This is a genomic window from Kribbella sp. NPDC058245 (assembly GCF_042882005.1).
In the GTDB taxonomy this organism is placed as follows: Bacteria; Actinomycetota; Actinomycetes; order Propionibacteriales; family Kribbellaceae; genus Kribbella.
The window spans coordinates 17,344-34,661 of record NZ_JBHVWY010000021.1; the positions used below are offsets into that span (position 1 = coordinate 17,344).

The 17,318-nt window shown below is 68.1% G+C and carries 22 protein-coding genes and 1 riboswitch; of the genes, 7 read left to right on the forward strand and 15 right to left on the reverse strand.

Annotation, left to right across the window (positions count from 1 at the left end):
* Positions 1-375, reverse strand: coding sequence for a glycine cleavage system protein GcvH (gene gcvH / locus ACFVWG_RS36475; protein WP_391548050.1), 375 nt, complete (start codon positions 373-375; stop codon positions 1-3).
* Positions 375-1,502 (reverse strand): glycine cleavage system aminomethyltransferase GcvT, encoded by a 1,128-nt coding sequence (gene gcvT, locus ACFVWG_RS36480; RefSeq protein ID WP_391548051.1) that lies wholly within the window; start codon positions 1,500-1,502, stop codon positions 375-377. Before gcvT ends, gcvH begins: the two co-directional genes overlap by 1 nt.
* A gap of 151 nt (positions 1,503-1,653) precedes the next feature.
* Positions 1,654-1,748, reverse strand: a riboswitch (glycine riboswitch).
* 148 nt (positions 1,749-1,896) lie between these two features.
* On the opposite strand from gcvT, the gene ACFVWG_RS36485 reads away from it, so the two are divergent.
* A complete protein-coding gene (locus ACFVWG_RS36485) occupies positions 1,897-3,150 on the forward strand; it encodes a hypothetical protein (RefSeq protein ID WP_391548052.1) in 1,254 nt (417 codons plus the stop codon).
* 18 nt (positions 3,151-3,168) lie between these two features.
* Here ACFVWG_RS36485 and ACFVWG_RS36490 read toward each other — a convergent pair whose 3' ends face one another.
* Positions 3,169-3,954 carry a hypothetical protein gene (locus tag ACFVWG_RS36490; RefSeq protein ID WP_391548053.1) on the reverse strand — a complete coding sequence of 262 codons (786 nt, stop codon included), beginning with the start codon at positions 3,952-3,954 and terminating at the stop codon, positions 3,169-3,171.
* 606 nt (positions 3,955-4,560) lie between these two features.
* Positions 4,561-5,163: a hypothetical protein gene (locus tag ACFVWG_RS36495; protein WP_391548054.1), complete on the reverse strand. Its 603-nt coding sequence runs from the start codon at positions 5,161-5,163 to the stop codon at positions 4,561-4,563.
* A gap of 366 nt (positions 5,164-5,529) precedes the next feature.
* Between ACFVWG_RS36495 and ACFVWG_RS36500 the strand changes: the two genes are divergently transcribed.
* Positions 5,530-5,721: a hypothetical protein gene (locus tag ACFVWG_RS36500; RefSeq protein WP_391548055.1), complete on the forward strand. Its 192-nt coding sequence runs from the start codon at positions 5,530-5,532 to the stop codon at positions 5,719-5,721.
* Between the two features lie 73 nt (positions 5,722-5,794).
* Here ACFVWG_RS36500 and ACFVWG_RS36505 read toward each other — a convergent pair whose 3' ends face one another.
* Both ACFVWG_RS36505 and ACFVWG_RS36510 read right to left on the reverse strand, forming a co-directional pair.
* Positions 5,795-6,751 (reverse strand): alpha/beta hydrolase, encoded by a 957-nt coding sequence (locus tag ACFVWG_RS36505; RefSeq protein WP_391548056.1) that lies wholly within the window; start codon positions 6,749-6,751, stop codon positions 5,795-5,797.
* 169 nt (positions 6,752-6,920) lie between these two features.
* Positions 6,921-7,337 carry a YybH family protein gene (locus ACFVWG_RS36510; RefSeq protein WP_391548057.1) on the reverse strand — a complete coding sequence of 139 codons (417 nt, stop codon included), beginning with the start codon at positions 7,335-7,337 and terminating at the stop codon, positions 6,921-6,923.
* A gap of 130 nt (positions 7,338-7,467) precedes the next feature.
* Between ACFVWG_RS36510 and ACFVWG_RS36515 the strand changes: the two genes are divergently transcribed.
* The 4 genes from ACFVWG_RS36515 to ACFVWG_RS36530 are packed head-to-tail and all read left to right on the forward strand — an operon-like array spanning position 7,468 to position 9,657.
* Positions 7,468-8,307: a MerR family transcriptional regulator gene (locus ACFVWG_RS36515; protein ID WP_391548058.1), complete on the forward strand. Its 840-nt coding sequence runs from the start codon at positions 7,468-7,470 to the stop codon at positions 8,305-8,307.
* A 34-nt stretch (positions 8,308-8,341) separates the two neighbouring features.
* Positions 8,342-8,524 carry a sigma factor gene (locus tag ACFVWG_RS36520; RefSeq protein ID WP_391548059.1) on the forward strand — a complete coding sequence of 61 codons (183 nt, stop codon included), beginning with the start codon at positions 8,342-8,344 and terminating at the stop codon, positions 8,522-8,524.
* Between the two features lie 12 nt (positions 8,525-8,536).
* Entirely contained in the window at positions 8,537-8,875 is a 339-nt protein-coding gene (locus ACFVWG_RS36525; protein WP_391548060.1) for an RNA polymerase sigma factor, read from the forward strand.
* A complete protein-coding gene (locus ACFVWG_RS36530) occupies positions 8,872-9,657 on the forward strand; it encodes a hypothetical protein (RefSeq protein ID WP_391548061.1) in 786 nt (261 codons plus the stop codon). Before ACFVWG_RS36525 ends, ACFVWG_RS36530 begins: the two co-directional genes overlap by 4 nt.
* Here the strand turns inward: ACFVWG_RS36530 and ACFVWG_RS36535 are convergent.
* On the reverse strand, positions 9,644-10,120 hold the full coding sequence (locus ACFVWG_RS36535; protein ID WP_391548062.1) for a nitroreductase family deazaflavin-dependent oxidoreductase: 477 nt from the start codon (positions 10,118-10,120) through the stop codon (positions 9,644-9,646). The genes ACFVWG_RS36530 and ACFVWG_RS36535 overlap by 14 nt on opposite strands.
* Positions 10,121-10,245: 125 nt before the next feature.
* Here ACFVWG_RS36535 and ACFVWG_RS36540 point away from each other — a divergent pair, with 125 nt between their 5' ends.
* On the forward strand, positions 10,246-11,076 hold the full coding sequence (locus tag ACFVWG_RS36540) for a tetratricopeptide repeat protein (protein ID WP_391548063.1): 831 nt from the start codon (positions 10,246-10,248) through the stop codon (positions 11,074-11,076).
* A gap of 61 nt (positions 11,077-11,137) precedes the next feature.
* Here ACFVWG_RS36540 and ACFVWG_RS36545 read toward each other — a convergent pair whose 3' ends face one another.
* The 8 genes from ACFVWG_RS36545 to ACFVWG_RS36580 all read right to left on the reverse strand — a co-directional run bounded on the left by ACFVWG_RS36545 (position 11,138) and on the right by ACFVWG_RS36580 (position 17,245).
* Positions 11,138-11,875, reverse strand: a complete 738-nt coding sequence (locus ACFVWG_RS36545) for a GAF and ANTAR domain-containing protein (protein WP_391548064.1) — start codon at positions 11,873-11,875, stop codon at positions 11,138-11,140.
* Positions 11,876-11,960: 85 nt separating this feature from the next.
* Positions 11,961-12,686 carry a GAF and ANTAR domain-containing protein gene (locus ACFVWG_RS36550; RefSeq protein ID WP_391548065.1) on the reverse strand — a complete coding sequence of 242 codons (726 nt, stop codon included), beginning with the start codon at positions 12,684-12,686 and terminating at the stop codon, positions 11,961-11,963.
* An 18-nt stretch (positions 12,687-12,704) separates the two neighbouring features.
* The gene (locus ACFVWG_RS36555; RefSeq protein ID WP_391548066.1) at positions 12,705-13,421 is read right to left on the reverse strand and encodes a GAF and ANTAR domain-containing protein; all 717 of its coding nucleotides are present in this window, start codon (positions 13,419-13,421) and stop codon (positions 12,705-12,707) included.
* A 33-nt stretch (positions 13,422-13,454) separates the two neighbouring features.
* The gene (locus ACFVWG_RS36560) at positions 13,455-13,682 is read right to left on the reverse strand and encodes a hypothetical protein (RefSeq protein ID WP_391548067.1); all 228 of its coding nucleotides are present in this window, start codon (positions 13,680-13,682) and stop codon (positions 13,455-13,457) included.
* The gene (locus ACFVWG_RS36565) at positions 13,679-14,737 is read right to left on the reverse strand and encodes a fatty acid desaturase family protein (protein ID WP_391548068.1); all 1,059 of its coding nucleotides are present in this window, start codon (positions 14,735-14,737) and stop codon (positions 13,679-13,681) included. The genes ACFVWG_RS36560 and ACFVWG_RS36565 overlap by 4 nt, the downstream gene beginning before the upstream one ends.
* 173 nt (positions 14,738-14,910) lie before the next feature.
* A complete protein-coding gene (locus ACFVWG_RS36570; RefSeq protein ID WP_391548069.1) occupies positions 14,911-15,378 on the reverse strand; it encodes a flavin reductase family protein in 468 nt (155 codons plus the stop codon).
* Position 15,379: 1 nt separating this feature from the next.
* Positions 15,380-16,096 (reverse strand): BTAD domain-containing putative transcriptional regulator, encoded by a 717-nt coding sequence (locus ACFVWG_RS36575; protein ID WP_391548070.1) that lies wholly within the window; start codon positions 16,094-16,096, stop codon positions 15,380-15,382.
* A 126-nt stretch (positions 16,097-16,222) separates the two neighbouring features.
* Positions 16,223-17,245 (reverse strand): LLM class flavin-dependent oxidoreductase, encoded by a 1,023-nt coding sequence (locus ACFVWG_RS36580; RefSeq protein WP_391548071.1) that lies wholly within the window; start codon positions 17,243-17,245, stop codon positions 16,223-16,225.
* Between the last annotated feature and the right edge of the window lie 73 nt (positions 17,246-17,318).

The following is a 17,318-nucleotide window of genomic DNA, read 5'->3' on the forward strand; positions in this document are numbered from 1 at the left end:
TCATTCGCCTCCGATCAGTGCCTCGTAGGCACCGGCATCCAGCAGATTGGTGGGTCCGGTGACCTTGATCCGAACCAGCCAGCCGGCCTGGTACGGGTCGGTGTTCAGCAGGCCGGGATCGGCCACGACGGCTTCGTTGAGCTCGACGACCTCGCCGTCGACCGGCGCGAACAGGTCGCTGACCGACTTGGTCGACTCGATCTCACCGCACGCGTCGCCGGTGGCGATCGCGGTGCCGACAGCCGGCAGGTCGACGTACACGACATCTCCCAGGGCCTCGCCCGCGAAGGCGGTGATGCCGACCGTAGCGACGTCGCCATCGACCGCGACCCACTCGTGGTCCGCGGTGTAGTGAAGTTCAGTGGGGACAGACATCAGGACTCCTGGCGGCGGTAGAAGGGGAGGGGGACGACAGTCACGTCGTCGTGCGTGCCACGGATGTCGACCTGCAGCCGGGTTCCCGCTTCCTCGTAGCTCGCGTCGACGTACGCCATCGCGATCGGATGCCCGAGCGTCGGCGACGGCGCGCCACTCGTGACCGTGCCGATATCCCGGCCGGTCGCCGGATCCAGTACGGCGTACCCGCTGCGCGGCGACCGCCGCCCGGCTGAGGTGAGGCCGACGAGCACCCGCTGGGCGCCCTCGTCGCGGCGACGGGCGAGTGCCTCGCGGCCGACGAAGTCAGCTTCCTTGCTGAAGGCGACGACCCGGCCGAGCCCGGCTTCGAACGGTGTCAGCTCGCGGCTGAGTTCGTTGCCGTAGAGCGGCATCCCGGCCTCGAGACGCAGCGTGTCCCGGCAGGCCAGCCCAGCCGGCTTGAGCCCGTACGGCGTTCCGGTCCGGAGCAGGTCGGCCCAGATCCGCGCGGCCTCGTCCGGGCGGCAGTAGATCTCGAAACCGTCTTCACCGGTGTACCCGGTGCGGGCGAGCAGGATGTTGCTCCCGGCAAGCTTCGCTTCGGTGATCGCGTAGTACTTGAGGGCGGGCAGATCGGCCTCGGTCAGCTCGGTCAGGATCTCCGCGGAGACCGGCCCCTGGACCGCGATCAGCGCCCAGCAGTCCGTGGCGTCGCGAACCTCGATCGCGAAGTCGGCCACCCGCGCGGCCAGCTCAGCATGGACAACTGCTGTATTGCTGGCGTTCGCGACGATCAGGAAGTGGTCGTCGGCGAGCCGGTAGACGACCAGGTCGTCGATGATGCCGCCGTCCTCGGCGCACAGCATCGAGTACCGCGCGCGGCCGGGCGCGATCTTCGACGGCTGCCCGACCAGGCTGCGGTCGAGCGCCTGCGCGGCGGTGGCGCCGATCACCTCGAGCTCGCCCATGTGGGACAGGTCGAACAGGCCCGCCGTGGTCCGGACAGCGGAGTGCTCGGCGATGTCGGAGGTGTAGCGCACCGGCATCGTCCAGCCGGCGCTCTGTTCATTTTGAGCGAAGGCAATGAACGAAGCACCGAGCTGTTGATGTTCTGCGTGCAAAGCAGTCGCGCGCGACTCTGCCATAGGTTGGGAGGCTCCCTCGGTCAGGCACCATGCGGTGCCACTGCTGGGTGACCTCCCCGCTCTGTCATCGGTACCTGAGAGCTTCGCCGCCGGATCGGGCGGTTTGCACCGTGGGTGCAGGTCCGAGCGGACCTGTCTTTCCAGAGTTCGCCTCATCGGAACGGTCAGTGGGCCTGAGAGATTCTGGGGAGATTTGCTCCTTCGGCGCCGGGCTGTGCTGCACCCGGACTCTCCCGCCCCGATTCGAACGGCGCGATATGCAGTTAGGCCGCCGACTCTAGCAGCCGACCTGCCGCCGAGGGACCGGCAAATGTGGTTGGATCCAACCGCCCGTCCACGCCGTCGTACTGGGGCAGATCCTGGACCGGCGGATCGGACAACTGAGAGGGACACGATGAGCGGACTGTCGACCTTGCCCCTGGTAGTGAGCGGGCTGTCGCTGATCGGCGTGCTGGCGGTCGTTGTGTGGTTCGTCCGGCGCCAGCGGTATCTCAAGTCACTGCGGGACCGCGGCTGGACCTTCGTCGGCAGCCCGTCGTTCGCCACGGTCGCGCGGCTGAACAACCCGCCGTTCGGGCTGGGCTTCAAGCGCTCGCCGGACGATCAGATCACCGGCCTGACCGGCAGCGGACGGGCATTTCAGGTGATCGAGTACGACAGCGAGTACTGGAAGGGTTGGGTCGGCATGGTGACGTTGTCGCGCCGCCTGCCCGAGCTGTGGATCACCGGCGGGCAGACGCAGCCCCGGGCCGGTGTCTCCGCGACCATGGTGCCCGTTCCGCCGCAACTCGGCACCGGCTGGACGGTCGGCGTACAGGACCCGGCGTTCGCCAACGAGGTGCTGAGCGGCCAGCTCTGCACTGCCTTGCTCACGCTGGCCGGGAGTCAGCCGGGCGTGAATCTCAGCATCGACGGCGACCAGCTGGTCATCCAGGATCCGCCGCGTAAGGACCCCGAGCTGCTCGCGCCGTGGCTGGAGCAGTTGGCCGCCATCGCCACCGCGATCGATGCCACACCGCTCGACCACTGGATGCAGCCCGAGCACGAGGCCCGCCTGGGCTTCTACCAGCACCCGGACTGGTACTGGATCGGCCAGGACGACAGCCTGCTGCAGAGCACACCGACCACGCGCAGCGGCCACGACCACAGCACCAGCGACGTGATCCGCGGTCGCGACGGCGACGGCCCGCCGTTCGTCGCCTTCACCCACCACTGGAAGACCACCCGCACCGAAACCTCCACCGACTCCGAGGGCCGCACCACCACCCGCACCGTCACCGAGAACCACAGCGAGCCGATCCTCGGCTTCGAGCTGCCGGTGCACATGCCCTGGATCCAGGTCAGCAGGCGTGGCCTCGGCGCCGGCATCAGTTTCGAGAGCGAAGCCTTCAACAAGAGGTTCGCGATCCACGCCCGCGACCAGAAGTTCGCGTACGACGTCATCCACCCGCGCCAGATGGAGTTCCTGATGGCCACCGAGCCGGCCTCGTTCCAGGTCGTCGGCAACTGGGTCTGGTTCGACGCCGGCCGCCACGACCACCAGACGATCGCCCGCAACTCCCTGATCCTCCGCGACTTCCTCGCCTGGATCCCGCGCTTCGTCTGGAAGAACCTAGGCCTCCAGGACTCCCCGTACCCGCCGCGTTAGTGACCCGAGTTGAGGGGATTAGCCGACGGTTTCGAAGATCCGGTGCGTGCCGTTGGGGTCGACGTGGAAGACGAATCCATGGGGTGTTCTCCATTCGAGGGTGGTGGGGCTGATTCGGCGGAACGTCCATCCGGACGCGTGGGTTTTCACCCGGTGGCCGTAGCGGCTGAGGGGTGCGAGGTTGGTGGTGCTGGTTTGGCCTGGTGGGCCGAGTGGGTTGTAGGGCGTGATGTGGTCGAGGTCGATGCTCCGGCTGGTTTCGCGGGTGCCGTAAGGGAACAGTTCGACCGGGTGAGTGAGTTTGACGCGTTCCCGGATCCGGTCGGTTGCTTCGTAGCAGTTGACCGAGACCGCTTGGTTGAGGTCGATGACCGGCTTGACGATGTAGGGCCCGTACCCGATCAGCTCACCCAGTTGCGAGGCCAGTGAGGGCCCGTGCCCTTCGACCCGGATCACGCCGTCGCCGGCTGCGAGGGTCTGGTCGGTGAGGTGGACATAGATCTCGGTCTTACCTGGGCGCGCGGCGGTACTTGGGCGTGAGTGAGCGCTTGGCGTTGTCGCGGATGCGAGCCGGGCATAGGCGTCGCGTTTGATCTGCGCGAGCCGACTGGCAAGTGCGCGTTGTGCTGCGGCGTCCATGGGCTCGCCGGTGTCGCTGTCGGTTTCACGCGCCGAGGCGGGGTCGAATGGTTCCACTGGCCAGCGGTTCGGGTGATCGGGGCGGTCCAAGGGGTCCGGCAGTTTGCTGATGCTCGGGTGCGGAGCGTCCCGGTCGGCCTCATCATCCAGCCCTGGCTCGACCATGCTCGTCGAGCACTCGTCCCAGTCGTCCTCGCCACCGGCGTCGCGCTGCCGCAGCTCCGGGCTGACATCCTTCAGTGCCGTTGCACTGTCCGAGGTGGGCGTGGGGCAGGGAGCACCCGACGCGGTGGAGCTTGGGGCCGCGGAGCCCGGGGTGGGAGTCTGCGGGGTGGCGGGGCTCGGGGCCAGGGCATTGAGAGCGGGAAGGCCTGAGGCGGTGGAGCTCGAAGCCGCGGGAGTCGAGGTGGGAGTCTGTGGGGTTGCGAGGCTCGGGGCTGTGGCGCTTTGGGTAGGAGTGTGCGGGGCCGGGGCGGTGCCAGTGCTGGAACCTGGGGTGGTGGAGCTCGAAGGTTCGGGGTCCGTGGTGGGAGTCTGCGGGGCTGCCGGGTTTGGGGCCGGCGTAGTTGAACCTGTGGTGTCCGGAGTGGCGGTCGCGGCGTGGTGGGTTTGATCCAGGAGCTCTTGGGCGAAGACGGGGTCAGCGAGGATGCCTACCGCCTCGGCTCGGCGGAACTGTAGTGAGCGGGTATCACCCAGGGACTGCTGTGCATCGCCGAGCGCTTCGATGATGGCATCGAACCGGGTGGCCGCACCAACCGACGTACGGATTTAGATGGTCTTGGTTCCGTGCTCATCAGAACGCCCCACGAACACGCCACGTTCACGAACCTTCGCGGCCGCCTCGGCACGAGCGCCGTCGGGGTCGGCGTGCATCTTCGCCGCCTTGACGATCTTGTCCAGCCGGTACGGGGTGATGGTGTCGATCAGATCGGCGACCCGGCCATCGACGTACTGGGCGGCCTCCTCGGACAGACCGGCGCAGTCACGCACGATCTGGCACGCCTTCCACGGCGTCGCCTCACCCGACAACACCTTCACCCACGTCAACGGGAACCGGTGACGCAACGCCAAGGCGTCACCGATGATCCCGCGCCCGACCCCGGGTGAGACACCCATGACGACCGCGAACTCACCGATCGCGAACTCCAGAATCTCCGGGCAGCCCTCACCGCCCAGCACCACGCCACGCTCACGCCCCTCGAACGAACGGCGACCAGCCCGCGCCGCACACGCATCAGGGTGGAAACGGTCGGCGTAAACCAGGGCATGTTCGAGCACCCGGGCATCGGCCCGGTTCGACAACGCACGCTGCTCGGCGGCCGACTCCAGCAGGTCGGGCGTCGTGAGCAGCGTCAGGTCATCGTCGAACATGCGTTCTAGTTTACGCACGCCGAGCGAGGCTGCGCAAATCGCCGACCGTCCCGGATCCCTTATCCACAAGGGGAAACATCACACCGCAACCGACCACGGAACCGTGTAAGGCCGATCAATGCCCGGCCGGTGTGGGGACGTCGATCAGCCGGAGCGAGGCCGACTCGGCTAGTGACTGAACTCTTCAGGACATCGGTTGACGCTGTAGATGTGTGGCTGGAGAGGGTGTGCCGGTGGAGGGTGTTGCGCTGGGTCGGGTGGCGGAGTTCGAACTGGGGCTGCGTTGGCGGGTGATCTTTCCCGATAACGAGCATCTGGCGGCGTCGAGCTTCTTGCGTGACCTAGCAGCTTCGGATCGTCGAGTGGTTGCGCGAGGCACCGGTCCCGCAGCGCCTCAACCGGCGACCGGGTGCACCGCAGCTGGGTTCGGTGAACTCGGTCACGGGCAAAGCGGTGCTGGGCACGAAGTACGCCCCCCGGACGATCAACGGCCAGCTGAGCGTGCTGTTCGGCTTCTACGAGTGCCACCTTCGCGACGACGAGGGCCCGCGTCGGTGAGGGCTACAGGATCCGCCTGCGAACTGGCGCGTGGGGGAGCGCTGCCCTTCTCGGCCGGTCCTGGTGGGTCGCCTCAGACGGTGGCGACGGCGCGTACTCGGTCTGCCATGGCTCGTCGAGCCACGCCGGCGTCGGGGACGAAGCGTTCGAATCCGTGCGGAGCACCCGGATGCACGTGCAGTTCGGTGGGCACGCCGGCCGTGGCCAGCCCAAGGGCGTAGGCAATGCTCTCGTTACGGAAGATATCGAGGTCGCCGACCTCGATGTACGCGGGCGCGAGTCTGGCGAAGTCGGTCAGCCGGGCTGGCGATGCGACGGGCGATACGTCGTCTGTGCCTAGGGCATCGCCAAGCAGGGTCACCCAGCCGGTGTAGTTGTTGTCGTGGTTCCAGGTGAGCAGCTCTGCCGGCAGGGAGTCTGGCGTGGTGTTGCGGTCGTCGAGCATGGGGTAGATGAGGATTTGCTTGGCCACCGGCACACCGCGGTCACGGGCCAGGATCGCGGCACCGGCGGTCGGAGCGCCGCCGCCGCTGTCGCCCATGACGGCGATGCGGGACGGGTCGACTCCCAGGTCCGTGGCGTGGTCTGCGAGCCAGGTGAGCCCGCTGAACACGTCTTCGGCCAGGCTGGTCGGGCTCGTCGCTTCGGGGGCGAGCCGGAGCTCGACGGACAGGAACGGCACGCCGCTTTCGGCGACGTACCAGGAGACGACTTCGTGGTAGAGGTCGATGCTGCCGCCGAGCATGCCGCCGCCGTGGGTGTAGACCACCGCGGGTCGTCCCGGAGCCGTCATGGCGGTGGTGTACCAGCGCAGTTCGATCTCTCCTCGGCCATCGCTGGTCGGAGTGCTGAAGGAGGTTGCGCTCACCCCGGACGAGGGTGGTGTGATGCTCGCCAGGTAGGCCAGACCAGCCGACGCGGCTGCCCGTACCGCGCGCCAGTCGCCGCGTGCAGGGGGCGTGGTCTGGGCTGCCTGCACGGCAAGGGCGGCCATGGCCGGTACAAGCTCCGGGTCGAGTGTGTAGCTCATGCATGTCTCCGATGATGAGTTGAGCTGCCGGTTGACAGCACAGTGTCGGGTCGATCGGGTGAGGCGGCTGCCGCCCGCGACGAGGCCGGGGAGACGTCGCCATCGCGGGCGCTGCCGTCTTCGAGGAGATCCGCTCGGCCGGGAGGCTGGTCGCGGCGCAGGCCAGGCCCTACGCCGTCGTGATCTTGCCGTCCCACTCGCCGCCCGCCGGGAGGGAGGCGTGCTGGTGGATTAGTTCCCAGCCGTGCTCCCGCCGCTGGAAGCAATCGGTCTGCCGCACCATGACATGCTTCTTGGCGCCGGTCTTCAGCACGATGTTCGTGCTCTGCACCGTGCAGACGATGCCCATGTCCCCTGTGATCGTTACGTCCATTTCGAGGACGTCAACCATGCAGGACTCGAAGTTGGCGAAGGTGTCGTCGAACAGCTTCCGTGCCGGCGCGACGCCCCGCGACGCGAACGGGGGAATGTCGAACCACAGCACGTCCGACGCCCAGTGGCGGGTGCTCTGCGCACCGGTCATCGACTCGGCCATCTCGCGAACGATGGAAATGATGGCTTCCTTGTCCTGCTCTGTCGTCGTCATGACATTGCTCCCCTTGGTCTAGCGGTTGTGACTGGCCGCTACGAGAGAGCCTGGAGCGTGCGGTCAGGGGAGGTGCAAGACCTGGCGCGGCGCTGGTATCTCCCCTAAGGGGAGATCTCATACTGAGGTCATGCCCTCAGCACTGGCCATCGGGGACTTCTCTCGGGCGACGCACCTGAACATCAAGGCGCTGCGCCACTACCACCGCATCGGCCTGCTCGAACCGGCTGAGGTTGACCACTTCACGGGGCACCGCCGCTACACCACCGATCAGATCCCGACCGCTCAGGTGATCCGGCGGTTCCGAGCGCTGGACATGCCGTTGGAGGAGATCCATGCCGTCATCACGACGGCAGACACGGCGGCTCGCAACGAGTTGATCGCCGCCCACCTTCAGCGCCTGGAAATGGCCCTGGCCCGCACCCAGCAGGCGGCGGCATCGCTGCGCGACCTGCTCCAGCCGCCTGTCGACGCTGTCCCGGCCGCGTTCAAACACCGCCGGGAGCCGGCAACCCCGGCGGCGGCGGTAACCGATGTCATCGACGTCCAGGACGCGAACGCCTGGTATCAAGGCGCGCTCGGCGAACTGCACGCACTCCTGGCAGCGCAGAAGATCACTCCCAGTGGGCCGGGCGGCGCCATCTATGCCAACGACCTGTTCTCCCATCAGCGAGGCGAGGCAACGGTTTTCCTGCCTTGCGACGGCGCGGTCCGAGCTACCGGACGGGTGACCGCGCTCGTCGTGCCGGAGGTCGAACTCGCCCTCACCGTGCACCCCGGTCCCCACAGCGGCGACATCGACCTGGCCTACGGGTCACTGGCCACCTACGTCACCGATCACGCCCTCGCAGTCGACGGACCGATCCGCGAGTACTACCTTGTCGGCCCGCACGAAACCAATGACGAAGGGCAATGGCGAACCGAGATCGGGTGGCCGATCTTCGACGTGGGCCAGGGCGCCCCTTGGTGAGATACATCTTGGTGGGTGATGGACAAGTAGGGGTATGAGCAAGCAACCGGAGGAGCGGTTCGTGGCCTTGTACGAGGCCACGTATGCGGATCTTGTGCGGTTCGCGCAGCGGCGGGTGCCGGAGGCTCAGGCCGAGGACACGGTCGCGGAGGCGTTCCTGGCCGCTTGGCGGCGGCTGGACGAGGCGCCGGAACAGCTCGTTGATGCGCGGGCGTGATTGTTCGGGATCGTGCGGAACACGATTCTGAACAGTCATCGGGGTGCTCGGCGGCAGCGGGCGGTGGCGGTGCGGCTGGCCGAAGTCTCCAGTACGTCGTTGCCGGACGACAGCGAACTCGTGGCACGGCAGGTCGATCTGGCGCGCGCGTGGGAGCGGCTGTCAGCCGTCCATCAGGAGGCGCTTGCTCTGGCGGTGATCGACGACCTCCCGGGTCGCGAGGCGGCGGCGGTGCTCGGCATCACGGGCGTCGCCTACCGGCTGCGGCTGTCCCGGGCGCGCAATGCCCTGCGCGGTCTCCTCGGTCACCGTCCCACGGCTGCACCTGTCACGGAAAGGCAACCCTCATGAAAGATCTCGACGAGTTCGCCGCCCTGAAAGCCCTCGACCCGGCAACCCGCGATCCCGATCCCCACAGCCCGCGCGCCCAGGCGTCGCTCGGGCGCATCCTCGCCACAGACCTGTCGTACGGCGGTCGTCCGCAGCGCTACCGTCGACCGGTGGTCCGGGCCGTGGTGGCCGTCGCTGCGGTGGGGATCGCGGCCGCAGTGGTCCTACTGCCTCGGGAAGGCGGACCGCTGCCGAATGGCGACGCCTATGCGGGCTGGACGGCGCAACCGTCCGGTATGTCGGCCCAGGAGCACGCCAAGGCCATCGCCGAATGCCGGAAGTCGTTGAAAGGCGCCGGGACGAGCAACAGTCAGCTCGCGCAGACCGACGCGGCGATGGCCGAGCGGCGCGGGGACTGGGCATTGGTCATCCTGACCGGGCCTGACCAGTTCGAGGCCACCTGTATGACGAACGTCAAGTCCGGCCCGCACGGCGGCGGCTTCGGCTCGGTCGGCGGCCCCGGCCGCCCGCCGGTCGGTCCGCGCGAGCTCTCGGTCTCCGGGATGGGCGCCGGTGGTGGTGGCTCGATGGGTTACGTGACGACGGCCATGGGCCGGTCCGGCTCCGACATCGTCGCGATGACCTACACCAGCCCGACCCGTGGGATCGTGAGGGCCACGGTCATGAACGGGTACTTCGCCTTCTGGGTACCTGGGTACGAGTTCGAGGGCACCCAGCCGGTTCCGGTTCGGGTCACCTACCGCGACGGCAAGACGGTGGCGACCACGCTCAAGCTGGGCTGACTTCCAGGCGGAAGACGCGGATCTCGCGGTTCGGGGCGCGGGTGGCGTAGGTGTTGTAGGCCGGCCAGTACGCCGCTACCGCGTCCCACGTGGTCTGGCGCTCGTCGCCGGTGAGGAGGCGGGCGTGGACCGGAAGGGTGCGGCCGCGGACGGTGGCGGTGGCCTCGGGCTGGTCGATCAGGTTGGCTGACCAGGCCGGGTGGTTCTCGCCGCCCCAGTTCGACCCGATCACGATGAAGGCGCCGTCGCGTTCGACGTACAGGAGTGGGACCTGGCGGGGCTGACCACTGCGGCGACCGGTCGAGGTGAGCAGCAACGTCCGCAGGCCGATCGACGAGCCGACGCCGAACCGCCCGTTGGTCCGGCGGAGCAGCCGCTCGTCCACGCGGGTCAGAGCCTGGCCCACTCCGGCGAACGCCTTGGTGGTGCCCAACTTGGCGATCAGCCGCTGGAGTCCGTTCATTGTCCGGAGTCTACGGGGATTCGTGAGACGGAACCCCGGACGGACCGAGTACGTCGAAACCGGCGCTGGACGGTCTTTTGCAGAAGGCCGTCCAGCGTTGCGCAGCCGTGGCGTAGTCTCGCAAGATGCACCTCTCGGCATCCGTTGCCAACCGCATCTTGTCTCTCACGCCCCGGCTCAGCGACCGGCGCGGAGCCGCGGTCTGCCGGTCGTTGATGGAGCGATCGCCGGAGGTGGCTGCCGATGCCGCTGCGCGGTTGGGGTGGCACCTCCGGGCGCTCGGTGACCTCGCCGGGGCGCGGCAGGCATACGAGTCCTCGATCGAGCACGGTACGCCGGACCGCGACTTGTACGACCGGTATGCGCAACTGGGCGAGATCAACGCAGAGCTGGACGACAAGCCGGCGGCGCTGGAGGCGTACCGCGCTCAGCTGCAGGCGTCCCGCGATCACGGCTGGGCTGATCGGGTGGAGGGCAAGCCGCTCGAGCTGATGGAACGGATCGCCGACCTGCTCGAGCAGCTCGACCGGCCGGAGCAGGCTGCGGTGGTGCGCAACCACGGCCGGAACCTGGCCGATCTGTTGACCGGTGCAACCCGCGCGGACGGGGTGAGCAGTGAAGAGCTGGCTGCGCAGCATCTCGACGTGGTCGAGGTCCTCAGTGACACCGAGCTGGTGACCGATCTGGTCTGGGCGATCCAGCGCGACCGCGAGCACGACCACGGCTTCCTGATCCTGACCACCGAGCGGTCCTTCTTCCTGCCCGACCTGCTCAGCAGCCGGCCCGGGGCGCTGCTGGAGGTGGTTCCGGTCGACCTCCGCCACGTGGCGTCCTGTGTCGTCGAGCCCGCCGAGCCGGAGTCAGTCGTCGTACTGGTGCTGGCGTCCGGGGAGCAGTTCGAGCTGCACGCGCATGAGCCGCGGATCGAGTACTGGGCGCGCTACCTGGCTTCCTGAGCTGCGCCGCGGCGCCCGGGGCACATCGCGTTGTGGCGCGAGTCGGACGGCAGTGAGCTCGTCACTCACCGTAGGATCCGCGCAGCTTGCGGGTGTCGATCAGCTCTTGGGCGACGTCGCGCAGCTTGATGTTGTTCTGCTGGGAGTACCGCTTCAGGATCTCGAAGGCGCGGGTGTCGTCGAGATCGAACCGCTCCATCAGGATGCCCATCGCCTGACCGACCAGCTTGCGGGCGTCCACGGCGGCGGCCATCGTCTCGTCGTCCCGGGTCGAGGCGACGGCGACCGACGCGTGCCGGGCCAGGATGTGGGCGACCGCCTCGTCGTCGGCGCTGAACGCGTTCGGCCCCGTGTTGTACAGCGACAGCACGCCGATCAGCTGCGCATTCGCCCACATCGGCGTATGCAGGACCGAGCCGATCGGGTACTGCGCCATCCGGGCTGCCCATCCCGGCCAGCGAGTCTCGGACGCAATATCCCCGACCTGTACGGCGATGCCCTCGCTGAGCGCGGTCAGCATCGGACCCTCACCGAGGTCGAACTGCATCTGGTACACCTCGGCGACCATCGGATCGGTCACGGCCGCGATCTCGCGGCTGCCACGGATCACCAGGGCGACCCCGGCGTACGAACAGGCTTCGGCCTGCAGCGCGAACTGGACGACGGCCTCGACCGTCTCGTCCATCCCGTCGGCGTCGTGCAGCTCGACGGCGAGACGCGCGAAGGCGTCCGCACCGAACGTCCTGTCCTCGTCCGGCGGTGCTGTGCGGGGCTCGTAAGGGCGAGCCAACTGGTCCATGCGCATATCATGCCTCCCCGTGTCACCAGGACCGAAGGGTGGCGCTGATCAGGAAGAGCAACATCAGGTCGCCGCAGGGTGTCTATCAGGTCGATGCTGCGAGGTCCGTGGCGGCGAGGGTCTGGTTGGCGACCTGGTGAGCGACATCGGCGAGGCGCAGGTTGTGGCGGCGGGAGTAGTCGCGCAGCAGAGCGAAGGCAGCGTCGAGGGGGATCTCGGCGCTGGCGACCAGGACACCCTTGGCCTGTTCGATCACGATCCGGCTGTTCAGGGCGCCCTGCAGTTGTTCGGCGAGGATCTCGCCGGAGCGGATCGTGCGCTCCTGGAGGAGGGCGATGGTCGCGATGTCGCAGAGCGCCTGGCCCAGGTCGATGTCGACGTCGGTCAGCGTCGACGGTTGCAGACAGAACAGGTTCAGGGTGCCGATGACCTGTCCGCGCAGCCGCATCGGCAGGGCGTGGGTGGCGTGGTAGCCCGCTGCGATGCCGGCGGCCTGGAACCGTGGCCAGCGGCGCCCGATCGCGTCGAGCTCGACGTTCACGACCTGCTCGCCGGTCGTGTAGCAGTCCAGACAAGGACCTTCTTCGTTCTGCAGGACGAACAGCTCCAGCAGCCGGGCCTCTTCCGTGGTCGAGGCCATCACCTGCAGCCGGCCGTGCTGATCGGCCAGGATCAACCCAGCCGCATCGGCCGCGAGCAGCTCGACGCTGCGATCGCACAGCTGGTGCAGCAGATCGATCATGTCGAAATCGTCGACGAGCGTGTCCGCGAGCTCTACGAAGACCCGCGCCAGTCGTTGCTCCCTGGTCATGGCTGCTTCCTTTCCTGGTCACGCTTGTTCATCATGCGTCCTGTCGGGGGAGAAGGTCAGCAGGCGGCGCACCACATCGGCGGCGACATCGATCAGCGGGCGTTCGGTCGCGTACGCCCGGGCCCGCAAGAGCAGCAGGGCCTCGTTCAGGCCGATGGCTGCCTGGACCGAGATCATCCCGGTCGCCTGGTGGATCTCCCGGTGCCCATTGGCCGCGTCGGCCAACAGCGGGTGCAGTTGCCCGTCAGGAGCGCCGTACTGGAGATCCAGCAGGATCGTGGTGGTCGCGGCGGCGAAGTCGAGCGCCTCCGCGAGTTCGAGGGTGTCCAGCGAACCGGTGCTGCGGCGGTACAGATCCAGTACGCCGAGCTGGATCGCGCCGACCTGGAGCGGGAACGCGAACACGGCCGCGATCCCCGCCTCGGTGGCCGAGGCCACGAAGGCCGGCCAGCGGCCGGGTCCGACCAGATCGGGTAACAGCACTGGCCGCCCACTGCGCGATGCGTCGAGGCACGGACCCTCGCCAAGGGTCTGTTGCAAGTCCTCCATGGTGGCGGCGGCCGCGTCGCTGGCAGCCAGCAGACCCGCGTGACCGGCTGACGTCATCAGCGCGATCGAGGCTCCGTCGATCGGCAGGACGGTGATGAGCGCCGTACAGAGTCGTTGCATCACATCTGCCGCGCTGCTGATCCGGCCCGGGGGGTCGGTGAGCACCTCGAACAGGATCTGACGCACACGCGGTGACGCCACGGTTCAGATCGCCTCGGCTCAGTGGGAAGGTGGCAGGTCGCCGGCCGGGGCGATGCGATCCACGCTAACCCACTCGGTCGTCTCCGGGCCGGAGGCGGCCTCGTACTGCACGAGTCCGTACCACCCGTCGTCCTTGTGATCGGACGCGATCAGCCAGGCCGGGTGCCAGGAACCCTGGGCCCAGACCTCGATATGCGCAGGCAGATCGAGGTGGTCCAGCCGGTCCAGGGCGACCCGCCCGTTCACGAGGTCGGCGCCGCCGCCGGTGCGCGGAGCTGGCGGCCGACTTCGTGCATGTGTCGCAGGCCCTGGGCGTACGACGCGATGATGCTGGTCGAGAGGTACGGCACACCGACACGCTCGCAGTACGCGCGGACGGCGCCCTGGGCACGGCGCAGGTTGGCGCGCGGCATGCTCGGGAAGAGGTGGTGCTCGATCTGGTAGTTCAGGCCGCCCATCATCCAGTCGGTGACGACGTTGCCGTTGACGTTGCGCGACGTGCGGACCTGCTTCTCCAGGTGGCCCCACTTGGTCTCGCAGTCGGGCATCTCCATGCCCTTGTGGTTCGGCGCGAAGACGCTGCCGAGGTGCAGACCGAACAGCACGTGGTGCAGTACGGCGAAAACGAGCGCCTTCTGCGGCGACATGATCAGCAGCAGACCGCCGAAGTAGATGGTCAGGTGCGCGACGATCAGGCCGAGCTCGACGACGGCGCCACGGCGCGGCCGGTGTGTGAGCAGGTAGGTGATGCCGGACACCTTCAGGCTGAAGCCTTCGAGGCTCAACAGCGGGAAGAAGATGCGTGCCTGGTTGCGGCTCAGCCAGCCGTACAGACCCTGGCGGCCTTCGGCCTGCGCAAGGGTCCAGACCAGAACGCCGGCGGCGACGTCCGGGTCCTTGTCCGTGTGGTTCGGGTTGGCGTGGTGCCGGTTGTGCTTGTCGTTCCACCAGCCGTAGCTCATGCCCAGCAGCAGATTCGCGTGCAGCTGACCGATCCAGTCGTGCAGCTTGCGTGAACTGCCGATCTGCTGGTGACCGGCGTCATGGCCGAAGAACGCGGCCCGGGTGCTGAAGATCCCGGCCGGAATCGCCAGCAGCAACACGAGCCACGAGTTACCGAGCAGGATCAGTCCGGCGACGACAGCGCCCAGGCAGAGGAGGTTGGCCGCGATGCCGATCAAGTACTCCCCGGTACGGCGTTCCAGCAACCCGGCGGCCTTGATCTCCCGCAGCAACGGCGCGAAATCACTGCCCTGGGTCTGTTTCTGGGTACGCGTGAGTACATTCCCGCTGGAAACCATGGTGTCCTCGAATCATGAGGGCTGAAGAGCCGGTAGTCAGGGATCAGCTCAGTCCGCGCGGGCAGTTCCGCCGCGGGTCTAGGCGCCGGTCACGACAACGAGAACGTTGAACAGGTCGTTCGAGTACCACCCTACGGCAACCGCGAAACCGGCGCGCCCACCGAAAGGATGAGCTACAGATACTGGCCGGCGTAGAAGATCAGCGGGTCGTCGTCGACCGCTTCCGGCGTCACCGCGGCTTCGAGGACCGCGCCGAACAGCACGAGGTGATCGCCGCGGACGAGCGTCTCGTCGACCCGGCAGTCGACATGCCCGAGGCTGCCCTCGATCACCGGTGCGCCCGCGCGGCCGGGGCGGGTGGGCAGTCCGGCGAACCGGTCCGGCCCGGGCCGGGCGAACGTCTCGCTCAGCCGCCGCTGATCACGCCGCAGGAAGTTGACCACGAACGAGTCGCACCGGGTGATGGCCTGGCCGCTGCGGGAGCAGGCGTCGAGACAGACCAGCACGATCGCCGGGTCGAGCGAGACGCTCGTGAACGAGTTCGCGGTCAGTCCGATCGGGCCGCTGTCGCCGGCCGCCGTCACGATCGTGACGCCGGTGGCGAAGCGGCCGAGCACCATCCGCAGCGGATGCTTGCGCATGTCAGGCCACCTGGACTGCCGTGTTCCGCAGAATGCGGGCGTGGAGTGCGCGGAGCTCCGCGCACGGATCGACCCCGACCTCCTGACGCAGCCGCCGGTCGATCTCGCAGTACGCCTCCAGCGCCTCGGTCTGCCGGTCCGACTTGTACAGGCACGTCATGAGCTGCAGCCAGAACCGTTCGCGGAACGTGTGCCGGCCGACCAGCCCGCGCAGCTCGGACACCAGCTCACGATGCCGGCCGAGCGCGATCTCCAACTCGCAGCGGCGTTCCCGGGCCAGCAGCAGTTCCTCCTCGAGACCGGGAATGATGTCCGCCTCGAGCGCCGGACCCCGGACATCACACAGGATCTGGCCGTGGACGAGCTCGAGCGCCTGGCGGAGTCGCTCGGATTCGTCGAGTGGGCACAGGGCCGGGTGCCGCTCGGCCAACTGCCGGAACCGGATCAGGTCGACCTGATCCGGTTCAATGGCGATCTCGTAGCCGCCGGACTCGCTGCGCACGACCTGACCGAGCCCGGGCCGGCCGCGATCCAGCGCGTGCCGGACCCGCGTGATCCTGGTCTGCAGCGCGGACTTCGGCCGCTGCGGCAGCTCTTCGCCCCAGAGCCGGTCGATCATTTCGTCGGTGGAGACGAGCTCACCGACCCGCACCAGCAGGATCGCGAGCAGGATGCCGTTCTTGCCGGCTGGGACCTTCACTCGCCGGCCGCCGATCATCACCTGGAGTGGACCGAGGACCCGACAGTCCAGGTCTTTCGTTATTGCCGCACGTGACACGAATTCACTCTCCCCAGAGTCAGGCGGCCGCAGCCGCCAGAGTGCTTCACTTCCGCAGCTGCGACGTCACGCTTTGGCCGGCACCACCGACAGTGCCTCGTTGAGCAGCCGGTACGACGCCGTCCGCGCGGCCACGTCCTGAATCAGTGTCAGCGCCAGGATTTCCTGGCACCCGGTCGCTGTGACCAGCTCACTGACCTGGTCGCGAACCGCGCTGACGTCGCCGATCAGATGAGTCCGCAGGTGCTGGCTGACCGCCAGCTTCTCGCGCGGATCGAACCGGTACGACGCGGCTTCGGCGGGCGGCAGATTCGGCCCGTTCCGCCTGCCCCGGAGCAGCTCTGCGACAACCACCCGGGTCGGTCCGGCGAGATGCTCGGCCGCAGCGGAGGTCTCGGCGACGATCGCGGATGCCGACAATGCCGCCCAGGGTTCCGTCGACCACGCGGTCGGACGGAACGACTCCCGATAGGCGGCGATCGACTCCGCCGCGCCGACCGGCCGGACGTGATAGGCGTACGCGAACGGTACGCCGAGCCGCCCCGCCAGTACGCCGCTGCCGGGGCTCGCGCCCAGGACCCACAGGCTGGGCCGGGATCCGGTCGCCGGTACCGCTTGGATCGTCGTACCGCTGATGTCGCCCATCACCGCGCCGCCCGCACCGCGCAGCAGCAGGTCGGACAGCTCCTCGACCAGCGGCTCGAACTCCGCGCCCGGCCGGCGATGCAGCGCCGCTGCGGTCGTGGGGTCGGTGCCGGGTGCCCGGCCGACGCCGAGATCGATGCGGCCCGGATGCAGCGACTCCAGGGTCCCGAACTGTTCGGCGACCACGAGCGGCGCGTGGTTGGGCAGCATCACACCGCCGGAACCGACTCGGATCCGTGACGTCCGGGCGGCGATCGCCGCGACCAGGACAGGTGGAGCGCAGCTCGCGATGAAGGGTGCGTTGTGGTGCTCGGCCACCCAGTACCGGTGCAGGCCGAGCGAGTCGGCCTCGACCGCGAGCCGCACCGAGTCGTGCAGTGCGTCGGCGGGCCGCTGGCCCTGCCAGATGGGCGCCGTATCCAGCACTGACAATTGCACCGGCATCGCTTTCTCCTCAGGCTTGATGACTCGCGATCACCGTTCCACTACAACACGCGAAAGGGGCCGGCAAAAGGGA